The sequence below is a fragment of the Pyrobaculum calidifontis JCM 11548 genome, assembly GCF_000015805.1.
Taxonomy (GTDB): Archaea; Thermoproteota; Thermoprotei; order Thermoproteales; family Thermoproteaceae; genus Pyrobaculum; species Pyrobaculum calidifontis.
The window spans coordinates 719173-744415 of sequence record NC_009073.1 but is presented as its reverse complement, the minus strand read 5'-3'; the positions used below and the strand labels follow the sequence as shown (position 1 = coordinate 744415).

Annotated in this window: 12 protein-coding genes; 5 read left to right on the top strand and 7 right to left on the bottom strand. The window is 61.0% G+C overall.

Annotation, left to right across the window (positions count from 1 at the left end):
- Positions 1-35 precede the first annotated feature (35 nt).
- The gene (locus PCAL_RS04130; RefSeq protein ID WP_011849458.1) at positions 36-353 is read right to left on the bottom strand and encodes a hypothetical protein; all 318 of its coding nucleotides are present in this window, start codon (positions 351-353) and stop codon (positions 36-38) included.
- A gap of 58 nt (positions 354-411) precedes the next feature.
- Here PCAL_RS04130 and PCAL_RS04125 point away from each other — a divergent pair, with 58 nt between their 5' ends.
- Genes PCAL_RS04125 through coaBC form a run of 3 tightly spaced genes read left to right on the top strand, consistent with a single transcriptional unit; the run spans position 412 to position 4231 of the window.
- Positions 412-2127, top strand: a complete 1716-nt coding sequence (locus tag PCAL_RS04125) for a S9 family peptidase (RefSeq protein WP_011849457.1) — start codon at positions 412-414, stop codon at positions 2125-2127.
- A gap of 11 nt (positions 2128-2138) precedes the next feature.
- On the top strand, positions 2139-3008 hold the full coding sequence (gene speE, locus PCAL_RS04120; protein WP_011849456.1) for a polyamine aminopropyltransferase: 870 nt from the start codon (positions 2139-2141) through the stop codon (positions 3006-3008).
- Entirely contained in the window at positions 3005-4231 is a 1227-nt protein-coding gene (gene coaBC, locus PCAL_RS04115) for a bifunctional phosphopantothenoylcysteine decarboxylase/phosphopantothenate--cysteine ligase CoaBC (protein ID WP_011849455.1), read from the top strand. Before speE ends, coaBC begins: the two co-directional genes overlap by 4 nt.
- Here coaBC and PCAL_RS04110 read toward each other — a convergent pair.
- Positions 4185-4889 carry a transcriptional regulator gene (locus PCAL_RS04110; RefSeq protein WP_011849454.1) on the bottom strand — a complete coding sequence of 235 codons (705 nt, stop codon included), beginning with the start codon at positions 4887-4889 and terminating at the stop codon, positions 4185-4187. The two genes, coaBC and PCAL_RS04110, sit on opposite strands and share 47 nt — an antisense overlap.
- An 85-nt stretch (positions 4890-4974) precedes the next feature.
- On the opposite strand from PCAL_RS04110, the gene PCAL_RS04105 reads away from it, so the two are divergent.
- Together PCAL_RS04105 and malQ are read left to right on the top strand one after the other, a co-directional pair.
- On the top strand, positions 4975-5406 hold the full coding sequence (locus PCAL_RS04105) for a hypothetical protein (protein ID WP_011849453.1): 432 nt from the start codon (positions 4975-4977) through the stop codon (positions 5404-5406).
- Positions 5406-6812 (top strand): 4-alpha-glucanotransferase, encoded by a 1407-nt coding sequence (gene malQ, locus PCAL_RS04100; RefSeq protein ID WP_011849452.1) that lies wholly within the window; start codon positions 5406-5408, stop codon positions 6810-6812. The genes PCAL_RS04105 and malQ overlap by 1 nt, the downstream gene beginning before the upstream one ends.
- Positions 6813-6824: 12 nt before the next feature.
- Here the strand turns inward: malQ and PCAL_RS04095 are convergent, their stop codons facing one another.
- The 5 genes from PCAL_RS04095 to PCAL_RS04075 all read right to left on the bottom strand — a co-directional run bounded on the left by PCAL_RS04095 (position 6825) and on the right by PCAL_RS04075 (position 25084).
- Positions 6825-22001 carry a chromosome segregation ATPase-like protein gene (locus PCAL_RS04095; protein WP_011849451.1) on the bottom strand — a complete coding sequence of 5059 codons (15177 nt, stop codon included), beginning with the start codon at positions 21999-22001 and terminating at the stop codon, positions 6825-6827.
- Complete coding sequence (locus PCAL_RS04090) at positions 21998-22930, bottom strand: hypothetical protein (protein ID WP_011849450.1); 933 nt, start codon at positions 22928-22930, stop codon at positions 21998-22000. Before PCAL_RS04090 ends, PCAL_RS04095 begins: the two co-directional genes overlap by 4 nt.
- Before the next feature lie 4 nt (positions 22931-22934).
- Positions 22935-23396: a hypothetical protein gene (locus PCAL_RS04085; protein WP_011849449.1), complete on the bottom strand. Its 462-nt coding sequence runs from the start codon at positions 23394-23396 to the stop codon at positions 22935-22937.
- Between the two features lie 222 nt (positions 23397-23618).
- Positions 23619-24203, bottom strand: a complete 585-nt coding sequence (locus PCAL_RS04080) for a hypothetical protein (RefSeq protein ID WP_011849448.1) — start codon at positions 24201-24203, stop codon at positions 23619-23621.
- Positions 24200-25084 (bottom strand): AAA family ATPase, encoded by an 885-nt coding sequence (locus tag PCAL_RS04075; RefSeq protein ID WP_193322893.1) that lies wholly within the window; start codon positions 25082-25084, stop codon positions 24200-24202. Before PCAL_RS04075 ends, PCAL_RS04080 begins: the two co-directional genes overlap by 4 nt.
- Positions 25085-25243: the final 159 nt, after the last annotated feature.

Below are 25243 nucleotides of genomic sequence, written 5' to 3'. Positions count from 1 at the left end.
CCTGGCTCGGAGCGCTGGCGATCATTAAACAGCCTTCACCGTCTCGTGAGAGACCTGTCCCCAAGCTTTTCTTCTACGAGGAGAAGCGCGCGCCTGCCCCTCCTGCCCACAAAGCTCCTCAAAATGTTCAACGCCATATCTACCAAGTTTTTGTCTATCATGTAGACGCCGGGCTTGTGCCTAACTGCCACGCCGGCTTCCACGAGCGTCATCATTGCCACTCGCATTGCCCAGCCGCACTGCCTGTCGACGCCGCATATCTCTGCGGTGCGCACAACTACGGCGGTACCTCTGTCTGTCTTGGCCTTTTTATACACGTAGTACACCAGTGCCGCAATGTACTCATTCTTCACGTCAATATGCGTGGTTAAAAGCAACTATAGCGTTAAATAGTCCCCAATTGGCGAAGCCATGGAGTGGCTAGTGAAGCGTGCGCTTTCAATACGCTCAGCAACTTCGCCTAGGTTTGGCCCAAGAGGCGAGGTGTACTACCTCAGCGACGTGACTGGCCAAATGCAACTGTGGGTCAACAAGAGCGGCGTACACGACGTAGTTCTGCCGTGGGACGGCAGAGTGGGAGACTACCGCGTTGCGCCAGACGGCGCACTGGCGCTGGCGGCGGACCAAAACGGGGACGAGAAGTGGCGGATCTACATAGCCGTGGGCAACGATGTTGTGCCCGTTTCCACAGAGGGCGTAAACAGCCTGGGCGCCTTTTCCCCAGACGGCAGAAGGCTGGCCTTCACTTCGACGAGAGACGATCCGCAGAACTTCCACCTATACATATACGACAGGGAGAGCGGAGAGACAAAGCTGGCCCTACAGCTGGCCGGCATAAACGTGGTGGAGGAGTGGAACGAGGCAGGCATCTTTATCACGCACTATGAGACAAACTTCGACAGCACCATACTCTGGTACAAAGACGGGGAGGTGAGAGAGCTGACAAAACACGAGGGAGAAGCCCTCAACTACTCCCCACGCCTAGTCGGCGAGAGGCTCTACTTCCTCACCAACATGGCCTGGGAGTACGTGGGCGTGGCGGCCATGAACTTGTCCACTGGCGAGTGGAAGTACGTAGTACAACTCGACAGAGACGTAGAACACTTCGACGTAGACGGGGGGTACATGGCCTTTACCCTAAACGAGGGAGGCGCCTCGGGCCTCTACTTCATGCACCTCCCCTCTGCGCTTACACACAGGGCGGCGATACCCACAGGCGTGATAACCGCACTGCAGTACAGGGGAGGCAAGGCCCTGTTCTCTCTATCCTCCATAAACAAGGGACACGAGGTGTACCTCTACCAGGGCGCCGTGAGGCAGATCACCAGCTCGCCCAAGTACGGCACCCCCCTAGACGCAATACCAGAGCCGCGGATAGTCCAATACCAAAGCCACGACGGGCTGAAGATATACGCCAACATCTACAACCCCCCTGGAGAGGCCAGAGGAGTGGTCGTGTACCTCCACGGCGGCCCCGAGTCGCAGGACAGGCCCGAGTTCAAGCCCCTCGTCGCGGCCCTCCTCCTGGCAGGGTACGTCGTGGCGGCGCCGAACTACCGCGGCTCCACGGGCTTCGGCAAAACCTTTATACACCTCGATGACGTGGAAAAGCGCTGGGACGCAATTAAAGACGTCGAAGCATTCGCCAAATGGCTACAGAGCGAGGGAATCGCCAAGGAGAAGCCCTGCGTCCTCGGCGGGTCGTACGGGGGCTACCTCACACTCATGGCGTTGGCAACGGCGCCAGACCTCTGGGCATGTGGAGTAGAGATGGTGGGAATCTTCAACCTTGTGACCTTCCTAGAGAAGACGGCGCCCTGGAGGCGTAAGTACCGCGAGACGGAGTACGGCTCTCTGGAGAAGCACAGAGATCTACTACTCCAGCTAAGCCCCATTACACACGCCGAGAAGATAAAGCCCCCCCTCATGGTAATCCACGGGGCAAACGACATACGAGTGCCCGTGTACGAGGCCGAGCAGTTGGCACAGCGGCTGAGGGAGCTGGGCAGAGAGGTGAAGCTCGTAATACTGCCAGACGAGGGGCACGGCATAGCCAAAGTGGAAAACAGGGTGAGGGTCTACACCGAGGTGATACGCTTCATAGGCGAAAACTTAAGAAGAGGGTAACACATAGGGCTATGCGCAAGGTGCCCGGTCCCATAACGCTCATAGAGCCCCTCAGCGGCAACACCTCGCTCTTGATAAAGATAAACGCAATACACTCAGTTAAAAAGTCGCCGTATCAAGAGATCATAATAGCCGACACTGAGGACTACGGCCGCGTCCTCATCTTGGACGACTACATCCAGTCCTCCTACGTCGACGAGCAGTACTACCACGAGTCCCTCGTCCACCCAGCCATGGCCACGCACCCCAACCCACGCGACGTGCTAATACTCGGCGGCGGAGAGGGGGCCACGCTCAGAGAGGCGTTGAAACACGGCACGGTGAAGAGGGCAGTGATGGTGGACATAGACCGAGACGTAGTAGAACTGTCGCGGGCGTACCTCCCCCAGATGCACCAAGGCGCCTTCGACGACCCCCGCGCAAAAGTGGTAATACAAGACGGCTTCGTCTACGTGGAAGAGGCAATCAAGGCGGGCGACAAATACGACGTGATAATAATGGACTTGACAGACCCATACAGCTCAGACATCGCAAAACAGCTCTACACCCGGGAGTTCTTCGCAAAAATTAGGCGGATACTAAACGACGACGGCGTAGTGGTCACACAGGCGGGAAACAGCTTCTACTTCCCCGCCGAGTACGACATGGTCCTCGAAGGCGTAAAGGCGAACTTCCCCATAGTGGCCGAGTACGAGGTGTGGATACCCTCCTTCGGCTACGCCGTCAACTTCATACTAGGCTCTTTGAGATACGACCCACACGCCCTCACGCCCTCGGAGGTAGACGAGAGGCTAAGGGCCAGGGGGGTAAAGACCGCGTTCTACACGGGCCGCGTCCACCTAGCCCTTATGAACATGCCAATACACAGAAAACTCAGATGAGCGAAGTAGCGGCGATAAGAGGTACATACAGCTCTCTACTCAAGGGGCGCAGAGTCGTATTGCTCGTATCCTCCGGAGTGTCGCTCTACAAGTCTATCGACCTAGCCCGCTTGCTTATACGCCACGGCGCCGACGTCCACGTATTCATGACCCCCAAGGCGGCGCGCCTAGTTTCGCCCAGCCTATTCCACTGGGCCACAGGCAACAAGCCCGTCGTCGAGTTGACCGGCGCGGCAGAACACGTGGAAATATGCGCAGAGGCGGACCTGCTGGTGGCCGCGCCAGCAACGGCAAACACCATAGTGAAGCTGTCCCTCGGCATTGCGGACAACGCGGCTTTGACATGCGCAGTGGCGGCCAGCGGCGCCAAAAAGGTGGTAGTCCCCGCCATGAACTTAGCCATGTGGAACTCCCCCCAAGTACAAGAGGCCGTGGAGAAACTCAGGAAGTACGCCACAGTCGTGCCGCCAGTAGTAGAAGAGGGCAAGGCAAAGTACCCCCCGCCCGAGGAGGTGGCCGAATACGTCATAGACGCCACAGCCCCCAGAGACTACGCCGGCGTAAAAGTGCTCGTAACGGCGGGACCCACCCACGAGCACATAGACGACGTAAAATACATCACAACCCCAAGTAGCGGCTTGACGGGGTACTACTTCGCAAGAGAAGCCGCCGCCAGAGGCGCCGAGGTCACCCTAGTCACAGGCCCCACCCCCCTGCGCCCACCGCCGGGCGTAGAAGTGGTAAAAGTCGTGTCTGTGCTAGACATGCACAGAGAAGTAATGGCAAGGGCGAGGGAACACCACCTCTTCATATTCACCGCGGCGCCACTAGACTTCTACGTAGAGGGGAAGGCCGCAGGCAAAATCGACAGCTCCCTCCCCGTCTACCAAGTCACGCTGAGGCAGGCCCCCAAAACTGCGCAAGAGGTGAAGCGCGTAAACCCAAGCGCGGTGGTTGTGGGGTTCAAGGCCGAGTACGGCGCGTCAGAGGAAGAGCTCGTGGAAAAGGCCAGGGCGAGGCTGAGGGCCGGCGGCTGGCTGATGGCCCTAGCCCACGACGTCTCAAAGACGGGGTTCGGCACGCTAAAAGACGAGTACATCGTGGTGACAGAGAGCGGCGTAGAGAGACTGGGCCCAGCCCACAAGAGAGAGCTCGCCAGGGAGGTGTTGACAAAGGTCAGGCCTGCCCTCCTCCCCGGCCAGCGGCAAGTTGAAGCGCCTTAATCAACTGGTAGTGCTTCTGCTCGTCGAGCTCAATGGAGAGGACAAGCGCCCTCACCAACGGGCTAAGAGAGCGGTAAAGCTCGGCGAGGCTCTCCCTCATCTCCCACTCCTCCTCAGCCAACTTCTCCAACTCCTCAGACGACAGATCAACCTCCTCCGCCTTCACCCGCCCCCCCAGGTAGTCCAAAATGAGGGTCAAAATCTCGGCATGTCGCAAGCTGTCCGTCGCTATCTGCATGAACAGCGCCCTCACAAGGGGGTTGCGAGTCTTGTAGGAGTAGGCCATGGCCCTAGTGGCCGTCTCCTGCTCTAGCCTAATGCGCTCCCGAATCAAGTCCTCAAGGCGTGCCTCAGGACGCCTCTGCTCCACCAGCCTAGCCACCACCTTGGCCAACTCAGTCAAATCCACAGGCCCCTTGGCACCCCTAGCCGCCATGTCCACGATGGCGTCACAGTGGCTCTTGATAATGGCCATAACCCCCTCATCCCTCGCCAGCTCGTTGACAAGATCGCCGCCCCTCTTCCCAGCCACATACATCGACACAGCAGCGGGAGTAAGCCCCAACAACCTCGCCGTCTCGTTGACGCTCAGCCCCCTCGCCACCAGCTCCCTAGCCACAAGAGCCCTCACAGCGGAGAGGTAGCGCTCAAGACTCACAAAGAAAAGTACGGGCCGATATAAAAAGGCTGTGCAACAAATACGCCGGCCAGAACTTATATAAACACGACCCCGACCCACTGCCATGTACAAGACGTACGAAAGGAGGGTGGAGGTCCCCATAAGAATCTCCAAGGGCGCAGACGAGCAGGCCAGGCTGAGGAAGCTGGAACGCTGGCCACGAGAGGCGGGCACCACGGTGGTGCTCGACGAGTCTGGCTCTAACTTCGGCAAGTTGGTGCAGATATATGCCGCCGACTACGGCCTCGAGCAGGGGCAAAAGACGTGGGATGTGAAGACCGAGGGAGGCGCCATTAGGGCCAGGCTCGAGATCCCGTTGCTGAAGGGTGGCGAGGTGAAGGGCCGCGCGGTGATGGAGGCCGTCATACCCACTACGCCGACGGGGGAAGAGGGAAACAACTACGTCTACACGGCGCAGGTAAACTACTACATTGAAATAGACGAGCAAGTACTCGCCGAGTCCACCACCAGCGGCGTCGTGGAGTTCAACCTCTAATGCTCAGAGGCGCCGGGGTCCTCTTACACATCACCTCGCTCCCAGGCGGCTGCCACGTTGGGGACCTAGGCCCAGAGGCGTACGCCTTCGCAGAGGCGCTGGCATACGCAGAGCAGACCTACTGGCAGACCCTCCCCATAAATCACACACTGCCAGAATACGAAAACTCCCCATACAGCGCCGCCTCCAGCTTCGCCGGAGACCCCCGCCTAGTCAGCCTAGACCTCATGAAGCGAGACGGGCTAATAGACCAAGTCCCCCAGTGCCCGCCCACGCCCCGCGCGGACTATCAAGCTGCCTGGGAGGTAAAGACAAAGGCCCTTGAGAAGGCCTACAAACGCCACAGGAGGCTGAAGGACTTCACCGCGTTCATGGAAGAGGAGTGGGAGTGGCTGGGGGAATACGCGACATACATGGCACTGAGGGAGAGGCACGGCCCACACCCCCCACGCGGCAACGCGCCGAGAGACCGCGTGGAGTTCTACGCATTCGCCCAATTCGTCTTCTGGACCCAGTGGCGCCGCCTCAAGGAATACGTCAACAGCCTCGGAATATTCCTCATCGGCGACTTGCCCTACTACCCGGGGCCAGACAGCGCAGACGTCTGGGCACACCCACGCCTCTTCAAAGTGGGGCAAGACGGGAGGCCCCTCTACGTGGGCGGAGTCCCCCCAGACTACTTCTCGCCCACGGGGCAGCTCTGGGGAAACCCAGTGTACAACTGGGAGGAGATGGAGAGAGAGGGGTACCGGTGGTGGATACGCCGCCTGAAACACGCCCTACGCACCTTCGACTACGTCCGCCTAGACCACTTCAGAGGATACGCCGCGTACTGGGAAGTGCCAGCCGGCGAGCCCACGGCCGCCGGGGGGCGCTGGGTCCCCGGGCCTGGGAAGAGGCTTTTCGACGCCGCGGCCGCCGAGGTGGACCTGGGGCGGCTAGTGGCAGAGGACCTGGGCTACATAACGCCAGACGTGGAAGAGCTGAGGGACTCGCTGGGGCTCCCAGGCATGCGCGTGTTACAATTCGCCTGGGACGGCAACCCAGCCAACCTCCACAAGCCCCACAACCACGTCAAAAACTCTCTAGTCTACACGGGGACCCACGACAACAACACGGCAGTGGGGTGGTTCACAGAGGAGGCGACCCCCGCCGTGCGGCGGGAGGTCTTGAAGTACGGCAACTGCCGCCCCCGCGAGATAAACTGGTGCCTAATACGCCTCGCCCACATGTCTGTGGCAGACGTGGCCATTGTGCCAATGCAAGACGTCCTCGGCCTAGGGTCAGAGGCCAGAATGAACAAGCCGGGCACAGTCGGAGGAAACTGGCGCTGGAGACTGGCAGAGCAGCCGCCCCGCGCCCTCCTGCGGAAGCTGAGAGAAGTAACTCGGCTGTACGGAAGGTAACAATATAAAGGGCTATAACGTCGGCTCCACGCCTAACAGCCTCAAGTCTACGTTAGTGAGATAGATGTAGTGTCTGTCATTGTGCTTGTCGTGCTTCACCTCAACCCTTCTCTCTACTCCCTTTTCGCGGTATAGGGCGTTTATGGCTTCTACGATGACCACGGCGGCTTTGCCAGCGATCATCACATGTCTGCCGCTTTTCTTTCCGCCTGCCGCTCTCCACTCCTGCCCAGTCTTTACGACGAAGTAGTAGTGGTCGCCTTCGGCGCAGAATATGTACATATGCATGTTGCCGACATTATATACTTTCAAGAGCTTTACGCCAGGCATAACCTCGGCGGGCAACGCGCTGGGCGTATCCCTCTCAACTGCTATTGCCACGAGGGCCCACAGCGTCTCGCTGTCAATCTTGACGCCCTCTGGCGTAATCTCCACGGGCACGCCCATCTCCTTGAGCGACTTGTAAAGGGCGAGAGTCTGTACCACGTCTTGAGCCACGAGGAATTCGGCCTCCCTGTGCTTCAACAGTTTGAACTCAACCTCTGCCTTAACATTGCCTGCACTGATAACGATGTGTCTCCCCTCCAGCCGCACCTCGACAGGCTTTGCCTCTACGTGCCTAACGGCGTGCTCCAGAAACGGCTTGAGGTGGGGGCCGTATAGGAGGAGGCGGTGGCCTACAGCGCTACCTTTTTCGTCCACTCTCTCCTTCGGCTCTCCCACCTCCGCCGGGTGGCCCAGCTCCTTAAGCGCTCTCGCCACAGCGTCTCTGACGGCTTCAAGGACTTCGCGCTCTTTGCGCCAGAGCTCGAGAGCTCTCTCCTCGTACAGCCCCTCGACGGCCCTCCACACTCCCTCGTGCTTTACGGCGAAGTAGAAGCGCATACGGCCGCCCTCGGCGCTGGCGTATACCTGTAGATCATTGGAGCGGTACAGCGGCGTAAGGCCTGGCGGCGTGGCATTTGTAACGGCGAGCAGACCGAAGAAGGAGTCGCTGTCTAGCCTAACCACGTTGCCGACTATCCTTGCGTCTACTCCCACGGCCTTAAGCGACGATGCGAAGCGTTCGGCCTCCTCTCTAGACAGAAACATCGGCTCTGCGTAGAACTCTCTCGTCTTGCCAAAGACCCTCTCGCCGAACTCCACCTCTTTATCGCCCACTCTAAACCTAAGGCCGCCCAAGTACTGCACAGCTGGCGGCTCGCCCGGCGGGAGCTCCGGCCTAATGCTAAGCCTTCCGAGGACGGAGTCGCGGAAAGCGCTTGAGAATTCAAGCACTTTGCCGTCACGCACCAGCGACACGCCCTCCACCCCCTCGCGCTTCAGCAGATCGGCAATCTCGGCCAAGTGGTCTCTGAGAATACCCTTAGCCTTGTTGGCATAGACGCTACCTCTAAAGGCGATACTGTCGCCTTTGCGCTGATATGGCTCTATTTCGACGTCCACGTACGGCTGGTCTGGCCTAGTCTCGCGCCACTTGTAGAACCAAAGGCGGAACTTCGCCGTCCCATCCGCCCTAGCCTCCAGAACCTCCACGCGGAGTAGCTCCCGCCCGCCCTCCTCCACGCGGAGAGACATATTATACACCCTCCACAGTTTTAAAAACATGGGCCAGCCCACCTCTGCCGGGAGGTCGAGAGAGTTCCAATGCCACCTCGGCCACTTTTGCTTTTCGGCGGCCAGCCTCAGCCGCTCCTCCAACAGCTCCACCGCAGGCCTCAGCCACTCGGCCACAGTCTCAAGAACCCTCCTCACCGAGACCTCGTTACACGAGTCGCAGGAGAGGTGGAAGTTATGGAAGTCTGTGTACAACTTCAGCGTAGCTGTGCGCTCGACATCCTCTAAACCCCTCACCTTGAAGTAGAGGTTGACGCCCCTCTCTTCCCACTTCACTTCGCCGACGCCCTCAACTCTGGCAAAGAACTTGTCGAGCGCTTGGGCCACCTCCGGCTCCGCAAGCGTCGTTGCGGCCTTGTGGGCGAGCCACAGCTCCACGGCCCACTTCCCCTCGACTACGCCGAGGAGCTGGGCGAGGGCCAGAAGCGAGATGACCTTAGGTGTATGTGAGCCGGCAAGCCCACTCCACGACCTTGCCGAGGACTCCGCGTATTTCAACACCTCGCCCTTGAAGATGGCCCCAAGGACTTTGACTATGTCGTCGGCGCTGGAATACACGGCCATACGCTCCTTCGCCCTTATTCCCGCTCCATATGCGCCAGCCCACGCGGCCAACAGGCGGAGAACGACCTCGGCAACCTCGGCGTATTTGGCTGAGAAGCCCAGCGTTTTGCCGCCAATGTCCACTACGCCATCGCCGGCCAACAGCGAGAACCATTCCCTTGGGCTGTTCACAATGCCCAACAGAAGGCGGCCCGCCACTGCAATCGCGAGGGCATCGTCGAGGCGGCCGGCGCTTAGCGCCTCCCGCTCCCTCTCCTCAAACAAGCGCTTTAGACCCTCGACGAGGGCCTCCCTCCCCGCCTCAACGCCCTTCACCTTGCCCACCTCGGCCGCCTCATTGGCCACGCGCATGATGTCTTTGTACAACTTGCGCACAGCCTCCCGCCACATTTCTCTGGTCTTCTTCATGATTTCCCACAAGTCCTTCCCATACTTCTTGGCTATGTCGCCGAATAGCTCTTCAAACGGCTTTTCGTCCAGTGTGACAGCTCTGAACTGAAGCGAGAAGCCGGCCTTAGTTAGCGTCACCCCAGCCACCTCGACTTTCGCTTTCTCGAAGTGGTCGATGAAAAGCTTGACGAGAAGCGGGTCTGGGGTTCCTATCTCTTTCCCATAGGCGTCCGTCGCCAGTAGGCCCCTAAGCCCCTCAACGCCTGCGGCGCCGCCCCTCACCTCGACCTCCGGCTTCTCAGTAAATCTGAGCTCGATGCGCGCCACATAGTTCTTGGGCTTGTTAATCATAGCAGTGGCCAACCAAACCCACCTCCCTCCACCCCACTCCACTTCCTTAAAGCGTATTGGGAGGCCGGCGACGGACTTGGCCAACACCTCCACCCTTATGATCTTTTCACCACCCAGGAAAACCAACACGACAGCTCCCTCTGTCTTGGCGTCTCCATATGCTATATCTCCTACATCATAGCGCAGGAAGTGCACCACGTCCCTCTCGCGCACGTTGAACACTTCGGCAAACTTCTTGTCCACATGGGCGTAGTTCTCCACAATGCCGGGTCTAGCCACGGCCCTCCACTTCTGCCTCAGGGCCTCGTAAACGAGGCCAAGCGCCGTGTCTGCAACCGCCGCGGCGTTTAAGGCAAAGCGATCGAAGTCGCCCCGCGGCGCCGCCCCGCCCGCAAGCTTGGCCCTTATCAAGCGCCCGGCCTCGGCCGCCTCCGCCTCAGCCCTCAGCCTGGCCTTAACAGCCTCTTCAACAAGGCGGGCAAAGTCGGCCGACGCGTAGCCCCTAGAGACGTGGCCGGCGAGCCCGCCCCTCTCAAGGCCCTCCATTGCCCTAAGCCCGCTCAACACGTCGTCTAAGGCTTTGTCAACGTCGACCTTTTTAACGCCGGCCAAGCCGAAGAATCCGCCGGCGGCCAGTTTGGCAAACTGCGCCATGTCGACGTCGGCCAGTATCTGCTGAGCCGCCATCCACGTCAACAAGCCGGCCGCCACCGCGGCTGTGACAAACGCCAGTACGCGCCAGTGCTCGCCAAGCCACTGTAGCAATCTGGCGACGGCTTCGACTATGGCCTCATAGAGGCGCTCAACGGCGACTCTAACCTCGCCCGCGACGCGCCTCACCGCCAGCTCGACGTTGTGCACCGCTGTCTTGATGACGTCAACGGCCTCCCTGTACCTACCCGCTAAGGCGAGGGAGGCGGCAGACGACACCGTGTAGACGATCTCAGGCCTAACGACGCCTTGCAACGCCTCAGCCAATGCGACGCCGCCGGCGGCGACCAGCGTCGTGTAGAGGGCCTTGTCCACCGTCGTGACTGCCTTTTCCACAAGGCCGCCGTAGGCAAACACAGCGGCCAAGTACCGCTCAAGCGCGGCACGGTAGGCGTTCCAGAGGTGCATTACATCAACGCCGAGGGCCTCCGCCGTTTTCTTCAGCTCTGCGAAGTGCTCGCGGAAGAGCCAAAAGCCCCACTCTCTTGTCACATTGGCCGTCTTCTCCTCCCCCTCCCAAGCCCACATAGCCCTCAAAATCTCCGCATGGGCGTTTGGCAACTCGCCCTCTCTCACCCACTCCTCAAGGAGGATGCCGATTTTCACGAGGGCCGCCTGGGCCTTCTCCTCGCCGTAGCGGTAGACAAGCCTGGCGGCGTGTTTCTCAAGCTCTGCCCTCGCCTTCTCCACAGCCCTATCCTTGACTCTCTTCGGTATGTCAATGCGGCCGTGCCTGCTTGCGAGTATTGAGAGGGCCCTCTCCCGTGAGGCGGCCCACTCCCTAGCCCTCTCCAGGTAGTGCAGGTAGGCCGGCGCCAGTGTCTCTCTCAGCCTGAAGTAGGTCTCCGGCGTCAGCTTTGTAAACCAGTTCTGCGGGTCCTCAGCGGCGAAGGCCTTCACCACGGCGTCGTCTTCATAGCCCTTCTTCACCATGACTTTCCCAACGCGGACAAACTCCTCCTCTCTCCTCTCTTCAGCTTCCTTCTTCTCCTCGACAGCCCTCCTCTCCTCCACTCCGCGGGCCGCCTCGGCCGTAGGCGGCTTCTCCACGGCGGAGGGCTTCTCCTTCTCCTCAGCTTTCTCAACCGCCGGCTTGGCCTCCTCCCTCGGAGCCGCCTCCTTCGCCTCTTCACCCGGCTTCACTGCGGCCTCTCTCTGCTCAACTTCCTCCCTTGGCCTAGCTTCTTCTTTAGGAGCCGCCTCCGGCCTGAGTCTGGTGGCTCGCCTTGCCCTCGCCTTCTCCGCCTCTTCTCTCATCCTCTCCTGTAGCAATTTCCACCGCTCCAGCGCCTCCCGCTCGGCCTCCAGCTGTTGCGCCGTCTTCACCGAGGTGATGAAGGCCCGAACGGCCCTCTCGTAGTCCTCCGACGTTATGTTTCCGCGGAGGGCAATCCTCAGCGCCTCCTCATCCCACTTCGCTATGTTGTTCCTCCTAACCCACTCGTGGAAGAGGTCGAGCGCCTCTCCCCACGACAGAAAGCCGCGCTTGACGGCGATGTTCACCGCCCTAAGGACAGTGGGGTCTCTGAACTCTAGCTCAAGCAGGTCGTACAGCCTACCCCACGCCCACTTCTTCGCCCACCAGACGACGCGGGCGAGGGCCTCCGGGTCTCTGTGCACGTACTTGGCGACAAATTCGCCGCGGCTCCTCGCCCACACCGCGTAGGCCCCCTTCAGCCAGTCAACGGCGTCAAAGCCATACATCCTACGCGAAATGACGGCGGCATGGCGCTCAAGCCCCGGCGTATACCAACGCCGAAGCTCGTCGAACATCCGCTCCACGTCCCCGCCCTCGAACTTCTCCCAGCCCCTAAGCTTGCGCAAGAACAAATATGCGTTGACGGCCTCTACGCCATCCTCCCAGTGCACCAGCTCCCAGCCGTGGCCAAGTGCCTCTCTCACCACGTCCGGCCTAAACCGCTTCACCACCTCCCAAGCCTCCCTAGCCCTCGGGAGAGGCTTCTCCAAACTTAGTTGATATTCGGCGCGTGGCCTAACGACGACGCCCTTCTCTGTGCGCTCGACGACATAGCCAAGGGCTTCAACGGCGTCCCAGGAAATCCAGCGGGGCTCGCCCACAATCTCAACCCCTCTAAGCGACAGAAACGCCTCCCTAATTTCGTCTATTGGCGCATTCTTGGGCGCTAGGACGTAGACGCGGCGCGGGCCGGCCTCTGTGAGCTCATATGCCTCGTACACCAGCCCACCGCCCTTGCGCCAAGCCCTCGCCACTGCCTCGTCCGTCGTGGCGAAGATGTACGGCGTGTATTCGGCGAAGGAGGGCCACCCGACGGCCCTCTCCTCCACAGCCCTAACAGCGTCTAGCTCTGTCAACAACATCCTCAACTCCTCCGGCGTAAAGTGGGTAGAGGCCGCCAGCTCCAACAGCTCACGCGGAATGCGTCTGACACCAGCAGTCCTAATCGAGTCGAAGACTGCCCTCACAACCTCTGCCCTCGCCTCCTCCAGCGCCTTCTTGAGGCGGGCGATTACCTCGCCCCTCTTGTTCACCACGTCGGCCACTAGGTCGGCCGGGGTGATGGCCGACAGCTCTCCTCTCAACGCCTCAATTGCGACGAGGGCCCTAGAGGCGTCGCCGGGCAGTTGTAACACCAGCTTCTTCAGCTCTTTGACGTACCTCTCGATGCCTTCTAACAAGCCGTACTTGGCATACCTCGCCGGCACCCCCAACTCGGCGTAGACGACGTCTGCCACCCCTATCTCCTCCGCCATCTTTGCGTATAGGCCGCGGGGCAGCTTGCCCTCAAGCAGGTCGCGGAGAGAGCGGGGAGCGCCCGCAAACTGCTTAAACTCGGCCGCGGCCTCGCGGACAGCCCTAATGACGTCGCCACGCACTCTTTCAACACCATTTCTAGAAAATTCGTGTAAGTCAACTCCCTTCTGCCTAGCGGCCTCGATCAATTCGCTCCTCGTGATCCTACCCTCAGCAAACTGCTCAAGGAGACCGGCCACAATGGCCCTCTCCGGGCCTTCTCTGCGCAACTCCTCAGCCCTCTTGAGGACGTATTCCCGCTCGAGGAGGACGTGCCTATACTCCGGCCACCGCTTTGCCAACTCTGTCTCGTAAACCACCCGCTCAAGGCCCTCCGAGAGGGCCCTCAAAATGCGCAACAATTCGGCGTATCTGACGGCCCTCTCAGCGGCCTTGTCTAACGCCGCAAGCGCCCTCAGCTCTCTCCACGCATCCTCATCGCCAAGGCCGGCCCTCACGGCGGTGTGGAAGGCCGTGCCGACGGCAACGTGCCTGAGCTCCTCCACGTCTCTCAGAATTGCGACCTCGTTAGCCAGCTTGGCGGTTAAAACGGCGTGTATGTCCTTCAGCCGATTCGGCATCTCGATTGCCCCACACCCCTCCTGCGTGTAGGGGCCGCCGAGCTTGCGCAGTTCATCGGCTAGTTGCGACCTCGTTAATTCGCCGGCGGCGAATTTGGCCAGTAGCTCGCCCTCCCTCGCGACGCGCGGGTCTGAGTGCTTCAGGTAGCGCTGGGCCTTCAGCAGTTCAGCTCTTTCGTCGATGGTCAACGCCTTGACGTCCTCCCCCGGCACCTCCCTCTCTAGGGAGGAGAAGGCGATGTAGACCGGCCTCTCCACGTCGACCGCCTTCAGCTTCTCTATGTCGTCTAACACGGCCCTAACCCGCTCGGCCCTAAGCCTCGCCTCCTCAAGCGCGGCGGGAGACACCTCCCCAACGACGCGCTTAATTGCCTCAATGTCCTTGGCCGCAGTGGGCCTCGCCTTGGCCGCCAGCTCAGCCCACAACGCCAGCGCCACAAGCTCCCTCGGCACGGGAGCCTCCACCTTTGCCGCCGGGATATCCCTCAGCCGCTCAAGCCTAATGGCGACTGGCGCCTCCCAGAGAGTGCGGTACGTGTCCCACTCCCTCCTCATCTTTGCAACAAGCTGGCGGGCCCAATGCGCCGCAAGGCCCCTCGCCGAAGAGGCGTAGGCCACGACCTCTGCAAAGGCGTCGGGAGACACCTTCACAAGCTCCTCCACCTGCCGCCAGAGGGCCTTGGCCTTTGCGCCGCCAGCTTCAACTTCTCTCAAAAGCCTAATAACGGCCTCCCTCGCCACTTCGTCTATGGCAGAGGGCTTCACCTCTGGAAGCGGCCTCGCCAGAGCCCTAGCCACGTAGAGCGGCTGCTCCCTCGCGGGCGTTTCAAGCGGCCTGCCCCTGAGGTAGCGTTCAGCAGTTCTGATAAAGGACTGCGCCCTAGCCACAGACAAAGCCTCTTCGAAGCCCATGGCGGCTAGGCGGTACGCCGTGAGGGCCTTGGCCGTGTACTCAAGGGCCCTATCGGCGTCCGGTATCGCGTAAGTCCTCGTCAGCCCAAGCCTCTCCTCCAGGGCGTGGTAATTCGACTTGGCCCAAGCCGCCTTCAACTGCTCTACCGCCTCCTCCACGGTTCTAGGCCTCAACGCCTCAAGAATCTTGGCCTTGGCCTTCTCGCCCTCCACCTTCTCGATGAACTCGGCCCACGTGCGGTCGTACAGGCCAAGGCGGTACCTCACCTCGGCCACCACGTCCGCCAAGGGCCTTATGTCCCCCTCAAGCCTCATGTAAGTCTTGGCCGCCCGATATGCCAGGGCAATTGCCAAGGCGATTGACGCATCATCGCCTTTCTCAAGGGCCTTTCTGGCGGCTCTCAAGTCGAGGACGGCTCCGCTTGCCTTTGCCACGAGGTGGGCCAGCTCTCTCCACGCTCTTCCTCCCGAGGAGTAGTAGCGCCTGAGGTCGCCGGCCTTCACCAGCTCGTCCACATAGCTCCTAAAGTCGAAGGCCGCCGTAATGGGGCTAACAACAGGGCCAAGCTTCTGCGCCTCCCTCACTGGCAGATATACGGCGGTTGTAGCAACCTCGCGCTCATAGCGGGCGAAGGCCTGCCTAAACACCGACGCCGCCTCTCTCGCAATAGACGCCTCTATTGTCGCCACTACGTATGCGCTCAAAGGCGCCCTCAGCAACAGGCGGTCCACGCCGAAGTCCGCCATCACCCGCCTAACGGCGCCGCCCACATCGTAGGCGTACTCGTCGCCCACCCGCTCGATGGACAGCTTCACGCGGCCAAGCCTCGCGAGGGCCTCATCAACTTCGGATAGGCCTAGGGCCCTAGCCGCCCTCCTGGCCTCCGAAAGTCTGTCGTAGAAGTCTCCCTCCAACAACGCGCGTAGGCCTTCGGCGATGGTAACGGCCTTTGAGAGCTCGTGCCTCGCCGATTGTTCAAGTGCCCTAAGTCTCTTCAACACCTTCTCGTGCCGCTCGAAGACCTCTCGGGCTGTCTCAACGACGGCCTTGAAGTCTGCGGCTTTTTCGAGGAACTCAGCCGTCTTGGTGAAGCCTCCCTCCCTCGCCATCTGAGCGGCCGCCCTAAGCTCCCCAGCGTCGAGGTAGCGCCACCTCTCGACTGACTCGGAGAGGCGTTTTGCAAGCTCTGCCGTGGTCTTCAGCCTAGAGGCCTCCTCCACCGCCCTCTCGTAGAGGGGCTTTACTCCCTCCACTGCCCTGAGCCACCTCCCCACCTCAAGCCCCTCGCCGGCGGCCAACGCCACCTCCTCAGCCAGACGGCCCTTCGCCAAGCCTTTAGCCAGCCTCGAGAGAGCCTCAAACTCCCTCCTCTCAGACGCCTCCTTAGCCACCTTGCCCCACTCGGCGAAGAACTGCGCCGCCCCCCCAAGCCCAACGCCCTTTGCCAACTCGGAGAGACGCTTCGCCTCTTCGGCACCGACGTTGTACAACTCGCACAGTGACGTCAACAATTTCTCCGCCGAGGAGGCCTTTGCCACGGCCTCCTCCAGCTCCCTCCTGGCGAACGGTTCAACGGAGAGGGCCTTCTCTCTAGCCGCCTTAACCGCCGTCGCCGCAACTGAGTACTCCTCCCTCTTCGGTATGTATTTTACATACTCCTCCAAGAACCTCTCAACGCGCCTGAGGCCCAGCGCCTTTGCAACTTCAACGCCCTTTAGGGCGTCTTCGGCAGACATCTGAGACTCGAAGAGGGCCTTCAACTGATGGACGCCCTCGCCCCACCTAACCGCCTCACGCCTGATTACCTCTTTGTACTTCTTAACGGCGGCCTTGACGTCCTCCTTCGCCTTGGCCAGGTCCTCCGACACTTTCTTCAGCCTCTGATAAGCCTCGTCGAGGCGCGACGTGTCTCTCCCCTCTCTTTCGAACTGAGCCTTAAGCGCGCGGTACGCCTCTTCCAGGCTTTCGACGTGCGAGACGGCCGAAAGCCTTACAACGGCTTTTTCAACGTCCTTTAGGCCTAGGGCCTCAGCGGCGGCCTTTACCTCGGCCAGCCGCTCAAGGAGGCGGCCCTCCAACAACGCCTTCAAGCCCTCTGCCACGGCCTTTGCCTTGGAAAGCTCGCCCAGCGCAGTGTCTGACACCTGCCTCTGCTTGAGTTCCACAAAGCGCTCAATGGCCTTGGCCGCCTGCTCAAGGCCCACCTCCCTAGCGGCCTTTGCCGCCTCTCTCAGCTCGGCCACGTCAAGGGAGCGCCACTGCGACAACGCCCTCCCAGCCTTGGCAAGGGCGTCTGCGTAGCGCCTGGCCTCCTCTAGGGCGTCCAGCAACGACGTCGTGAGGGGCTCCCCCGCCCTCCACTTGATCTGCTCCTCTGCATATGCCTTAACTCGCTTGAGGCCAAGGGCCTCAGCCGCCTCTGCCAGTGCTCTATCCGCCTTCCCCTCCGCCAGCTTTCTAACCACCTCCTCAGCCCTCTCCAGCTTGACCTTGACGTCGGCCAGCGGCTGAGAAGCCGCGGCATCAGCCGCCCTAACCTCTCTCACGTACTCAAGGTATTCTGCCAGGCGGTGGAGGCCTAGCGATTTGGCCAGCCTTATGTCTTCTTCAGTAATCTCCGTGGAGAGGGCCCTCTCTAGCCTCTGCACTGCCTCGCTCCACCTCGCCGCCTCCCCCCTTATCACCTCCTCGTGCCGCTTGACGGCGTTTGTGAGCTCCTCGACTAGCCTAGGCCTAACCTCAGCCGCCACGAGGGCGTCTCTAAGCCGCCTAAACGCTGGATCTACTTCACGCCTAACGTCCTCCAAGAAGCCGCGGTATGTTCTGGCAATGCGCTCAATTGCTTCACCAGCCTCTACGCGTATGCGGGCCCTCAGCTCCCTTAGTCTCTCGGCGATGTGGGCCCTCTGGGCCTCAAGCTTTGCGAGCTGGGCCTCAAGGGCGGCCCTCTGCCCATCCGCCGTCGGTAAAAGCTCCCTCACCCTTGCGATCTCCCTCTCCACCTCTGTCAACTTCCTTTCGAGGGAGAGGGCCCTCTTCGCCATCGACCTAAGCTCCCTCAACTGCACTTCGCCGAAGCGCTCAAAGGGCTTTACGGCTTTCAACGCCTCATATGCCCTCTTAGCCTGCTCAACCCCGCCCTCTGCGGCGTACAGCCTAGCCTCTGCGAGGGCGGCGTAGAGCGGCTTGACTAACACGATCTGCCGCATTAGTGCCGCATGTCTCAACTCCTCGTAGGAGAGAGGAGCACTCTCGTAGTGCATCCGCAGTAGCTCCTTGGCCCTCTCCACCACGGCCTCAATCCCAACGCGCTTTTCCCACAGCGCTTCGGCCAGCTTGGCCGTGGTGCCGATGCCGACCCTCCTGCCGAAGGCCGCCAGCTCAAAGGCCTCTCTCACACGCTCGACGGCCTTTAGGTCGATTCTGGCCAGGTGCTCTGCGGCGCTGTACAAAGCTCTCTCTATTTCCTCTTTTGATTTAGCCTCCTTGATCTGCTCAACCGTCGATAAGACGACGCGCAACACCTTCTCCCTATGCTCAAAGTAGTGCTTCAACGCCTCTTCATTGGGCCTCTCCATCGCCACTGCCCTGGCTCGGGACTCTGCCGCCATGGCCCAGAAGAGGTGTCTAAGCCGCCTAAGCTCCTCAGCCTCCTGCGCGGTGATTCGGCCAGTCCGCAGAAGCCACCTAATTGCGCCCTCGGATACGATGGCGAATACCCCGTAGGGCCCCCTGTAGAGGGCCAGAAGAACGGCGATGGCTGGATGTGCCTCAATGAGCTTCTCCTCCATGGTGCGGAAGAAGGCGTCGGCCCTCCCCGACACCCTCCTAGCAAACTCAACCACGTCGTGGGATTGGAGGACGTACCACGTCCTCTTGACGGCCTCTTTTGCCGCCTGCTTCGCACCTTCAGCGGCCGATCTGGCGGCTTCCCGCGCCGCCTCTTCCAGCTCCTCTCCGCGTATTCGCCCTCTCTCAAGCTCCCTAAGCCTTTTCCGCAGCTCCTCCCAGAACCTCCTCTTCACTTGCTCAACCGCGCTGAGCATGTGCACTCTGACCACCCTCAGCGGCGTGGGCTCGTGTCTCACATACCAGCCAAAGGCGCGCCTAAGCCACTCTGGGGCGGGAGGTATCTTAGAGGCGACGGCCCTGCCCGCCCTATCAATGTAGACCTTCACTGGCCTCAGAAGCCTCGCCACGAGCTTGGCCCTAATCGCCACGCGTATCATAAGCCAGTAGCCCAGCTGGGAGATAATGTCTAGCACCAGTGGGTAGATGAGGCGAACCGGCGTGGGAAAGCCAAAGAGGTGGCCGAGGGCCTCAAGAGCGCCCAAAGCGTATAGGCTGCCCGCCACCATCCTAGCCCACGCTTCACCAGCAATCGAGGCCATTAGGACGAGGGCTTGAAAAACAACGCCGTATATGTCGTAGATGGGGAAGCCCCACACAGACGCCGGAAGCGCGCCCGTCTTGTTATAATCGACGGGGGTGTAGGGCAGCGGCGAGCCGTCCCACCACCACTCCCCGCCGGCGGCAAAGCGGGTGTAGCCCCTTACCTCGAAGCGCCTGTCCCCAAGCCACGCCACGAGAGTGACGTTCTTGGGCGGGGGAGGAAAGCCCTTCCTAAAGAGGCGGGCGTAGAAGTCCGCCAGCCTCCCAATCAAGAAGTCGGTTAGGTTTGTGTAGCCCAAGGGGAAGCCGGTGGCCCCGATGGTCCAAAGGGCGGCGGGCTCCATCCTCGTGGTGCCGTTTACGGCGGTCTTGGCCTTCCAGTGGAAGTTGATGCACACCACGTGGTATTGGTGTAGCTGGTAGCCCTCCGGCTCCTCGTGGGGCGGCGGGAGGAAGGCCAGCTGTCCCACGTCTATCTGCGCCATTCGGCGGTAGAACTGTACCAAGTTCCACACCACCTGGGCGTCTCTCCTCTCCTCTGGGTCGGGGGAGTTCATGGCCCTCTGGACGTCTGCCTCAAGCTTTTGGAAGGCCTCGTCGATGTGGCGCAGTTGCCACCACCTAGCCGTGAGGTTGTTGTACGTAACGCCGGCGGCGAGGGCCCTGCGGTTTATAGCAGTCAAATTGCCAATGGCGTATCTCAGCGTGGCGTTGTCAACAGCCCAGTACGGGTAGCGGTCCATGGCCAGTGCGCAGTAGGCCGACTGCACTGCGCCTTCCATCCACACGTCCTCCTGAGGACTAGAGGAGATTTGTCCAATGAGGGTGGTGGAGTTGTAGGCGTACGCCACGTCTGCCCTCGACAGCCAAGCCCAGCCGTACACGTAGCCGACGGCCGGCTGGCGGGGCGTGTGAAACACCGTCACCACCTTGTAGACGTCCGGCGCAGTGGTCCACCAGTTTGCGCAGTAGTTGCCCGGCTGGTCAGGCCACCAAGGCCCGGCCTCCCGCCACTTTACCACGACGGCGATGGCTTCAGTCCAAGGCACTTGCACCACCTTGGAGGAGGGGTGGGCGAGGTGGCTGGGCCTCCACGGCTTGTCTACCCATGCGACGGTGGCGTTGTAGTAGCGGGTGGTGTAGTTCCAGTCGACTCTATACCTCTCGTACCAGTCCCGCCACGACAGTCGCCAGTCTACGCACGTGCCGTTGACCCACTGGGCGCACCAGCGGCAGTACTCGGTGTAGTGGTAGAGGTCCACAGACTTGCTGACGTAGAAAGAGTCGGCCGCCTCCCTCACAGTGAAGTTCCACACAGACTTCACGGCGCCTGGCAACGGGTCTATCTTGGCGGCCCACTGCCCAGCCGCCGCGTCGTACTTGTAGAGGCCAGGCTTGAGGGAGGCCAGTAGCGAGCCGCAGCCGCCCTCTTTCCCATCGGCGTCGTAGCACTTCTCCCCCTCCGGCGGAACAACCCAGCCCCAAGCGCCGGCGACGCCGTAGGCTGAGCCCGCTTGAAAGCCAACGTGGTAAGTCACGTTGTAGGTGTAGGGCTGGACAAGCCGCCTAAACGCCCCATCCCACGTCAGAACCCACGTCTGCAACAAGCCGCTCCGCTCTAGGTAGCGGCAGAGGCGGTGCGCCGTCTCGTTCAACGTCTCAAACTCGCCCCTCTTGTCAGGCCTGCGCTGGAGGAATCGGTCTAGGAGAGCCTTCTCTGCGGGGGCCAGCATGCCCATGGAGCACAGGCTGGCGTTTGAGACATGGACGTCCATGTCGAGCCACACCACGAGGGCCTTCAACTCGTCTGTCGCGTTGCCCCTCTTGAAGAACCAGGTCTTATTCCCATACTCAACGGCGGCGACGAGGCCGCCGTAGAGGGGGGCGTTAGTTACGTTTCGGGCCAGGATGGTCGTGTTGTAGGCGAACTTCCACGCCTCCAGCGCCCTACGCCAAGCCTCGGCGGCCCTCGTGTTATTGCCCAGGACTGGGTCTTTGACGAGGTCTTGGTAGAGGCCCTCCAACGCCCTCGTCGAAAAGGTGTTGTTATAATGCCCTATCCAGAGGGCGGGCTGCATGTAGACGTAGGCGGGTGAGCCGCCGGCCGTTAGATTCTGCTCGGTCTGCCACTCTTTTGAGAGGTCGAGGGCCCATTTTGCAATGGCTTGGGCCCACTGCGCCGTTGCGTAGGCGTCTGCGGCATAGGCGCCAGCCACATACGACACGACTATTGAGATGACGGCCAGCGACACGAATAGGGCTCCAATCCCCCTCAGCCTAGGCACTGACAGCGCCGCCACGCCGAAGGTGATCAGCCACGGCGACCAGAGGGCTATCTGGGCCAAGTGCTTAAGCACCCCCACGATGGCCATGAAGGAGAAGGTGATGGTGAAGAAGGACAGGAGAACCTCGTGGACGCCGCTGGCCACATTGTAGGCCTTGTACATCGACCAGAGGATGGGGACGGCGGCCGCCACCCCCGCGCCAGTGAAGACGGCCATGACGAATATGGCCGTCATCAAAACGCCTATGGCCGCCGTGGCGGCTGTGACGTAGCCGTATGCGTTAGCCAGAGCCTTGGCCGCTTCTGCGAGTGCGTCGTATGCGGCGCAGGTCAGTGCGGCGTTTCGCTCAAGGGCCTCCAGCGAGGGTAGAACGAGGGTGAAGCCCTCTACCGAGTAGAGGGGGGTGGGGTGGCCGAACAGTCCCCCAATTACGAAGTTTATCACGGCGGGCGTTACGACTATGGCGATCAGTGCGCCTAGGATGGGGCGAAACCAGTCCCACTCCCGCCTAGCCCAAGCCCTCAGGAAGGAGTAGAACCCCGCGGCGGCGACTATCCACCATAGGAGGTCCCCCGGGGCGGGCGGGGCCGGGGGCGCCGGGCCACAGGTCATTCAACCCCAATGGCGTGGGGCACCCTTGAGAAGAGGTACGCCACTGCGGCCGCAACGGCGATAAACACCGACAGGCCGATGCCCGCCGTCACGGCGGCCTCGTATATGGCCTTGGCCTTGTCGACGACGGCGCCCCAGTCCCAGAACGTCACAATGTGGTGCCAGCCGGTGAGTCTGACGCTGTCGGGTGGCCACTTCGCCACCAGCGTGTCTGCCAACGTCACGAGGGCCGGCGCCGCCGTTGCCACTCCCAGCACTATTGCCCCCAGCACCCTCGTCCTCTCGTGGGTTACGGCTATGGCGGCCAGCATTAGGAGGTACATGCCGGCTACGTTTCCCAAAAGCCAGCCTGCCACCGTGGCGGCTATGGAGGCGGCCATGAGCGAAGTGGCGGCTGTGGCCGCGGCGAAGAGGATCTGCATGAAGGAGAAGGCGAACTGCTGAACCACGGGGAGCAAGCCGAGCACAGCCACGCCGGTGAACATGTCAGACAGTGTGGCCGCGGCGGCGTCTGCGTACCTTGAGAAGTTGCCCGCGGCGCACCTCATAGTGGCGTTAATCCAGCGCCTATAGTCGTCGAGCAAGCTCGGCTGGCCGGCGAGGTTGAAGCACAATTTGCTTACATTGGCATAGTCGTAGTAGGCCGAAGCGGCCTGCACCGCCAAGTTCCCAATGACGAGGGCCACTGCGAACAGCGCCGCGCCGAATATGGCGTGTAGAAAGGCGTCCACAGCCTCCTCCCTAAGGCGCCTAACCCCCATGAGCCAGAGAATTGCGCCGTATGTGGCCATGGCCCCCAGCACAGCCAGCCCCACGTCCAGCACTGGTATGCCTGTGGAGGGGAGGAAGAGGGCTAGGGAGGGCGAGGGAGTAGGCGAGGAGAGGGAAGGAGAGGTGGAAAAAAGGGGCGTGTTTGAGGTAAGCGTCATTGCCCTACCCAGTTACCACTTTTACCATGTCTACTATTGGCTGGAATATGAGGGCGTTTACTACGTCGATTGGCGATACTCCGAAGGAGGCGCCGAAGGCGTTGGCTATGGCCGCCACGCCTGCGATAATGCCGGTGACGGAGGCTGTGAAGACGAAGATGCCTAACAACACAGTCTTCACGCTCTCGATGAGGTCCACCAATGCGCCCAGCCGGAAGACCTTGGAGGGCGCCACTTGGGTCATAATGGCGTAGAAGGTCAACAAGATGAGAGAAGACCAGAAGGCGATGGCGAATATTGCCCTAAGCCACTTCCCCACGCCAGAGGCGATGTTCTGCCAAAACTCCACGCTGGTAACGCCGCCGCCACCGCCGCCGCTGGCAGGCGTAGTTGTGGCCTGCGCCACTGCGAGCTGTGCCAGCACAAGCGCGGCCAGCGCCACTGCCGCAAACGCGGGTTTGGGCATGGGAGTGGCCTACGCCGAAGGGGAAAAACCCAACGCCCCTGAAAGCCTCAGAAGAACAATAGTGGACACACGCTACGTAAACACGGCGTAAAAACTGCGGGAGAATACGTCGAAGAGAGACGGCGCAAGGGCCGTGGGAAAAGACGTCGAGGGAGAAAGGCGTCTGGAGAAAGCCTATGTGAGGACTGCGGGAAAAGGCGCCGACCGTCTTCTAGGGGCGCCTCAGCCCTCTAGGAGGGCCTTGGCCACTTTTAGGCTGAGCCTCTCCCACGCCAGCTCCACCGGCGACCCGTCGCACAACAGCTCGGCAGACGGCCCCTCGGCGATTATGTAAACTACATACCGCCTCCCCCTGGCGAAGTCGAGGAGCGACCCAGCCTTCTCGAGGGGGGTGATGCGGTGCTCCAGCGACCCCCTCACCTTCACGTTTACACACTCCACCTCAGCTGATGCGAAGTAGACGGGGCGGTTCTCAACTGCCTCCACCGCCCTCTTGAAGCGGCGATAGAGGAGGACAGAGGCCACGTGTGTGCATATGCCCCTCCGCCTCCTCCACCCCCACGTCGAATAATAACACGTGCACTCCCAACGCCCCTCCCGCCCGCTCCACCACACTTGGTAGAGGGGCTTCCAATCCCCCAGCTCCCTCACGCCCTCCACGACGTAGAGGCCATCTCTTACTTCACGCACATACGGCAGTCTCAACAAAGCCCTTTTGATCCAAGAGCGGCTTTTCCCGGGGAAGTCCCGCCTAAGCCTCTCAAGGGCTATGCGGAGGGGGTCGGCGCGCCTATTGGCCCGACTCACGGCGTTACCTCCATGGCGAACTCCGCCTTGGCGCCTCTGAGAGGCACGCCCAATGCGGCAAGAGCCGCCGCGGACCTCTTGGACGCGGCGTACACCGTCACATACGCCACTGAGGGGTGCCAGTGGACGCCTTGCCGTTGGTCCATGTCGAATTCGGGGAATCTCACCCACACCTTGACGTAGCCCATGTGCCTAGCGAACTCCCTCGGCGAGTGGCTTAGCAGGACGAAGAACCGGCCGCTGTGCCTCCCCGTCCTCAAGTGGTCCACGAGGAGTGGGTAGTACGTGGTGAAGAATCGGTGCGCCTCGTCGACGACGTAGATGACGTTGTGCGCCTTGCGGTGTAGCTCCAACAGCGTTAGGACGTATGCGACACGGGCCACTCTGTCCAACGCCGATATGTCCACGCAAGTGGACTTGCCAGCCTCCACTGGGACGTCTGTGGCTTCAAATTGCCTCGCGAAGTGGAGGAGCCTCCTCCTAACTGCGAGGGCGGTGTCCACCATGTGGGGCGGCGCGGCCTCTAACACCCTCTCGTATACCTCCGCCAGAGTGCGCGCCCTCTGGGCGGCCATTAGCAACACCTCGGACATGGCCGGCGTCCACACGTAGGCGTACTCCCCATATGTGGCGCGCAGAGACTCTTCCAAGACCTCCACCAGCTGGAGAGGCGGTAGCTCAAGCGGGTTGACCGAGAACGGGCCGGCGTAGTCACACCTGCGAAACTCGCCGGCCGTATCCAGCACAACCACGGCAAAATCCCTGGGAACGTTTGAGAGAGCCCTCTTCACAAGCGTCGTCTTCCCAGAGCCGGGGAGGCCGGTGACAAGGGCATTACCCTCAGCCGCAACGACAAGGTGGAAGAAGTACTCAGGTCTCATGGACATTTGTAGAAACAAAGAAAACTTGGTAAAGTGTGCTTATCAAGGCTGTATAGGCTGAGGCGGCGGGTTCAACTTTGCCAAGCGCTGGATAGCCGCCGAGAAGGACAATTGGCTCTCCGCTTTTGACGGCGCCGGCGGCGGTTTGACATAGAAAAG

Coding starts and splice junctions, on each gene's coding strand:
- PCAL_RS04105 (WP_011849453.1), top strand. CDS start 4,975: ATGTACAAGACGTACGAAAGGAGGGTGGAGGTCCCCATAAGAATCTCC.
- speE (WP_011849456.1), top strand. CDS start 2,139: ATGCGCAAGGTGCCCGGTCCCATAACGCTCATAGAGCCCCTCAGCGGC.
- malQ (WP_011849452.1), top strand. CDS start 5,406: ATGCTCAGAGGCGCCGGGGTCCTCTTACACATCACCTCGCTCCCAGGC.
- PCAL_RS04095 (WP_011849451.1), bottom strand. CDS start 22,001: ATGACCTGTGGCCCGGCGCCCCCGGCCCCGCCCGCCCCGGGGGACCTC.
- coaBC (WP_011849455.1), top strand. CDS start 3,005: ATGAGCGAAGTAGCGGCGATAAGAGGTACATACAGCTCTCTACTCAAG.
- PCAL_RS04085 (WP_011849449.1), bottom strand. CDS start 23,396: ATGCCCAAACCCGCGTTTGCGGCAGTGGCGCTGGCCGCGCTTGTGCTG.
- PCAL_RS04090 (WP_011849450.1), bottom strand. CDS start 22,930: ATGACGCTTACCTCAAACACGCCCCTTTTTTCCACCTCTCCTTCCCTC.
- PCAL_RS04075 (WP_193322893.1), bottom strand. CDS start 25,084: ATGAGACCTGAGTACTTCTTCCACCTTGTCGTTGCGGCTGAGGGTAAT.
- PCAL_RS04125 (WP_011849457.1), top strand. CDS start 412: ATGGAGTGGCTAGTGAAGCGTGCGCTTTCAATACGCTCAGCAACTTCG.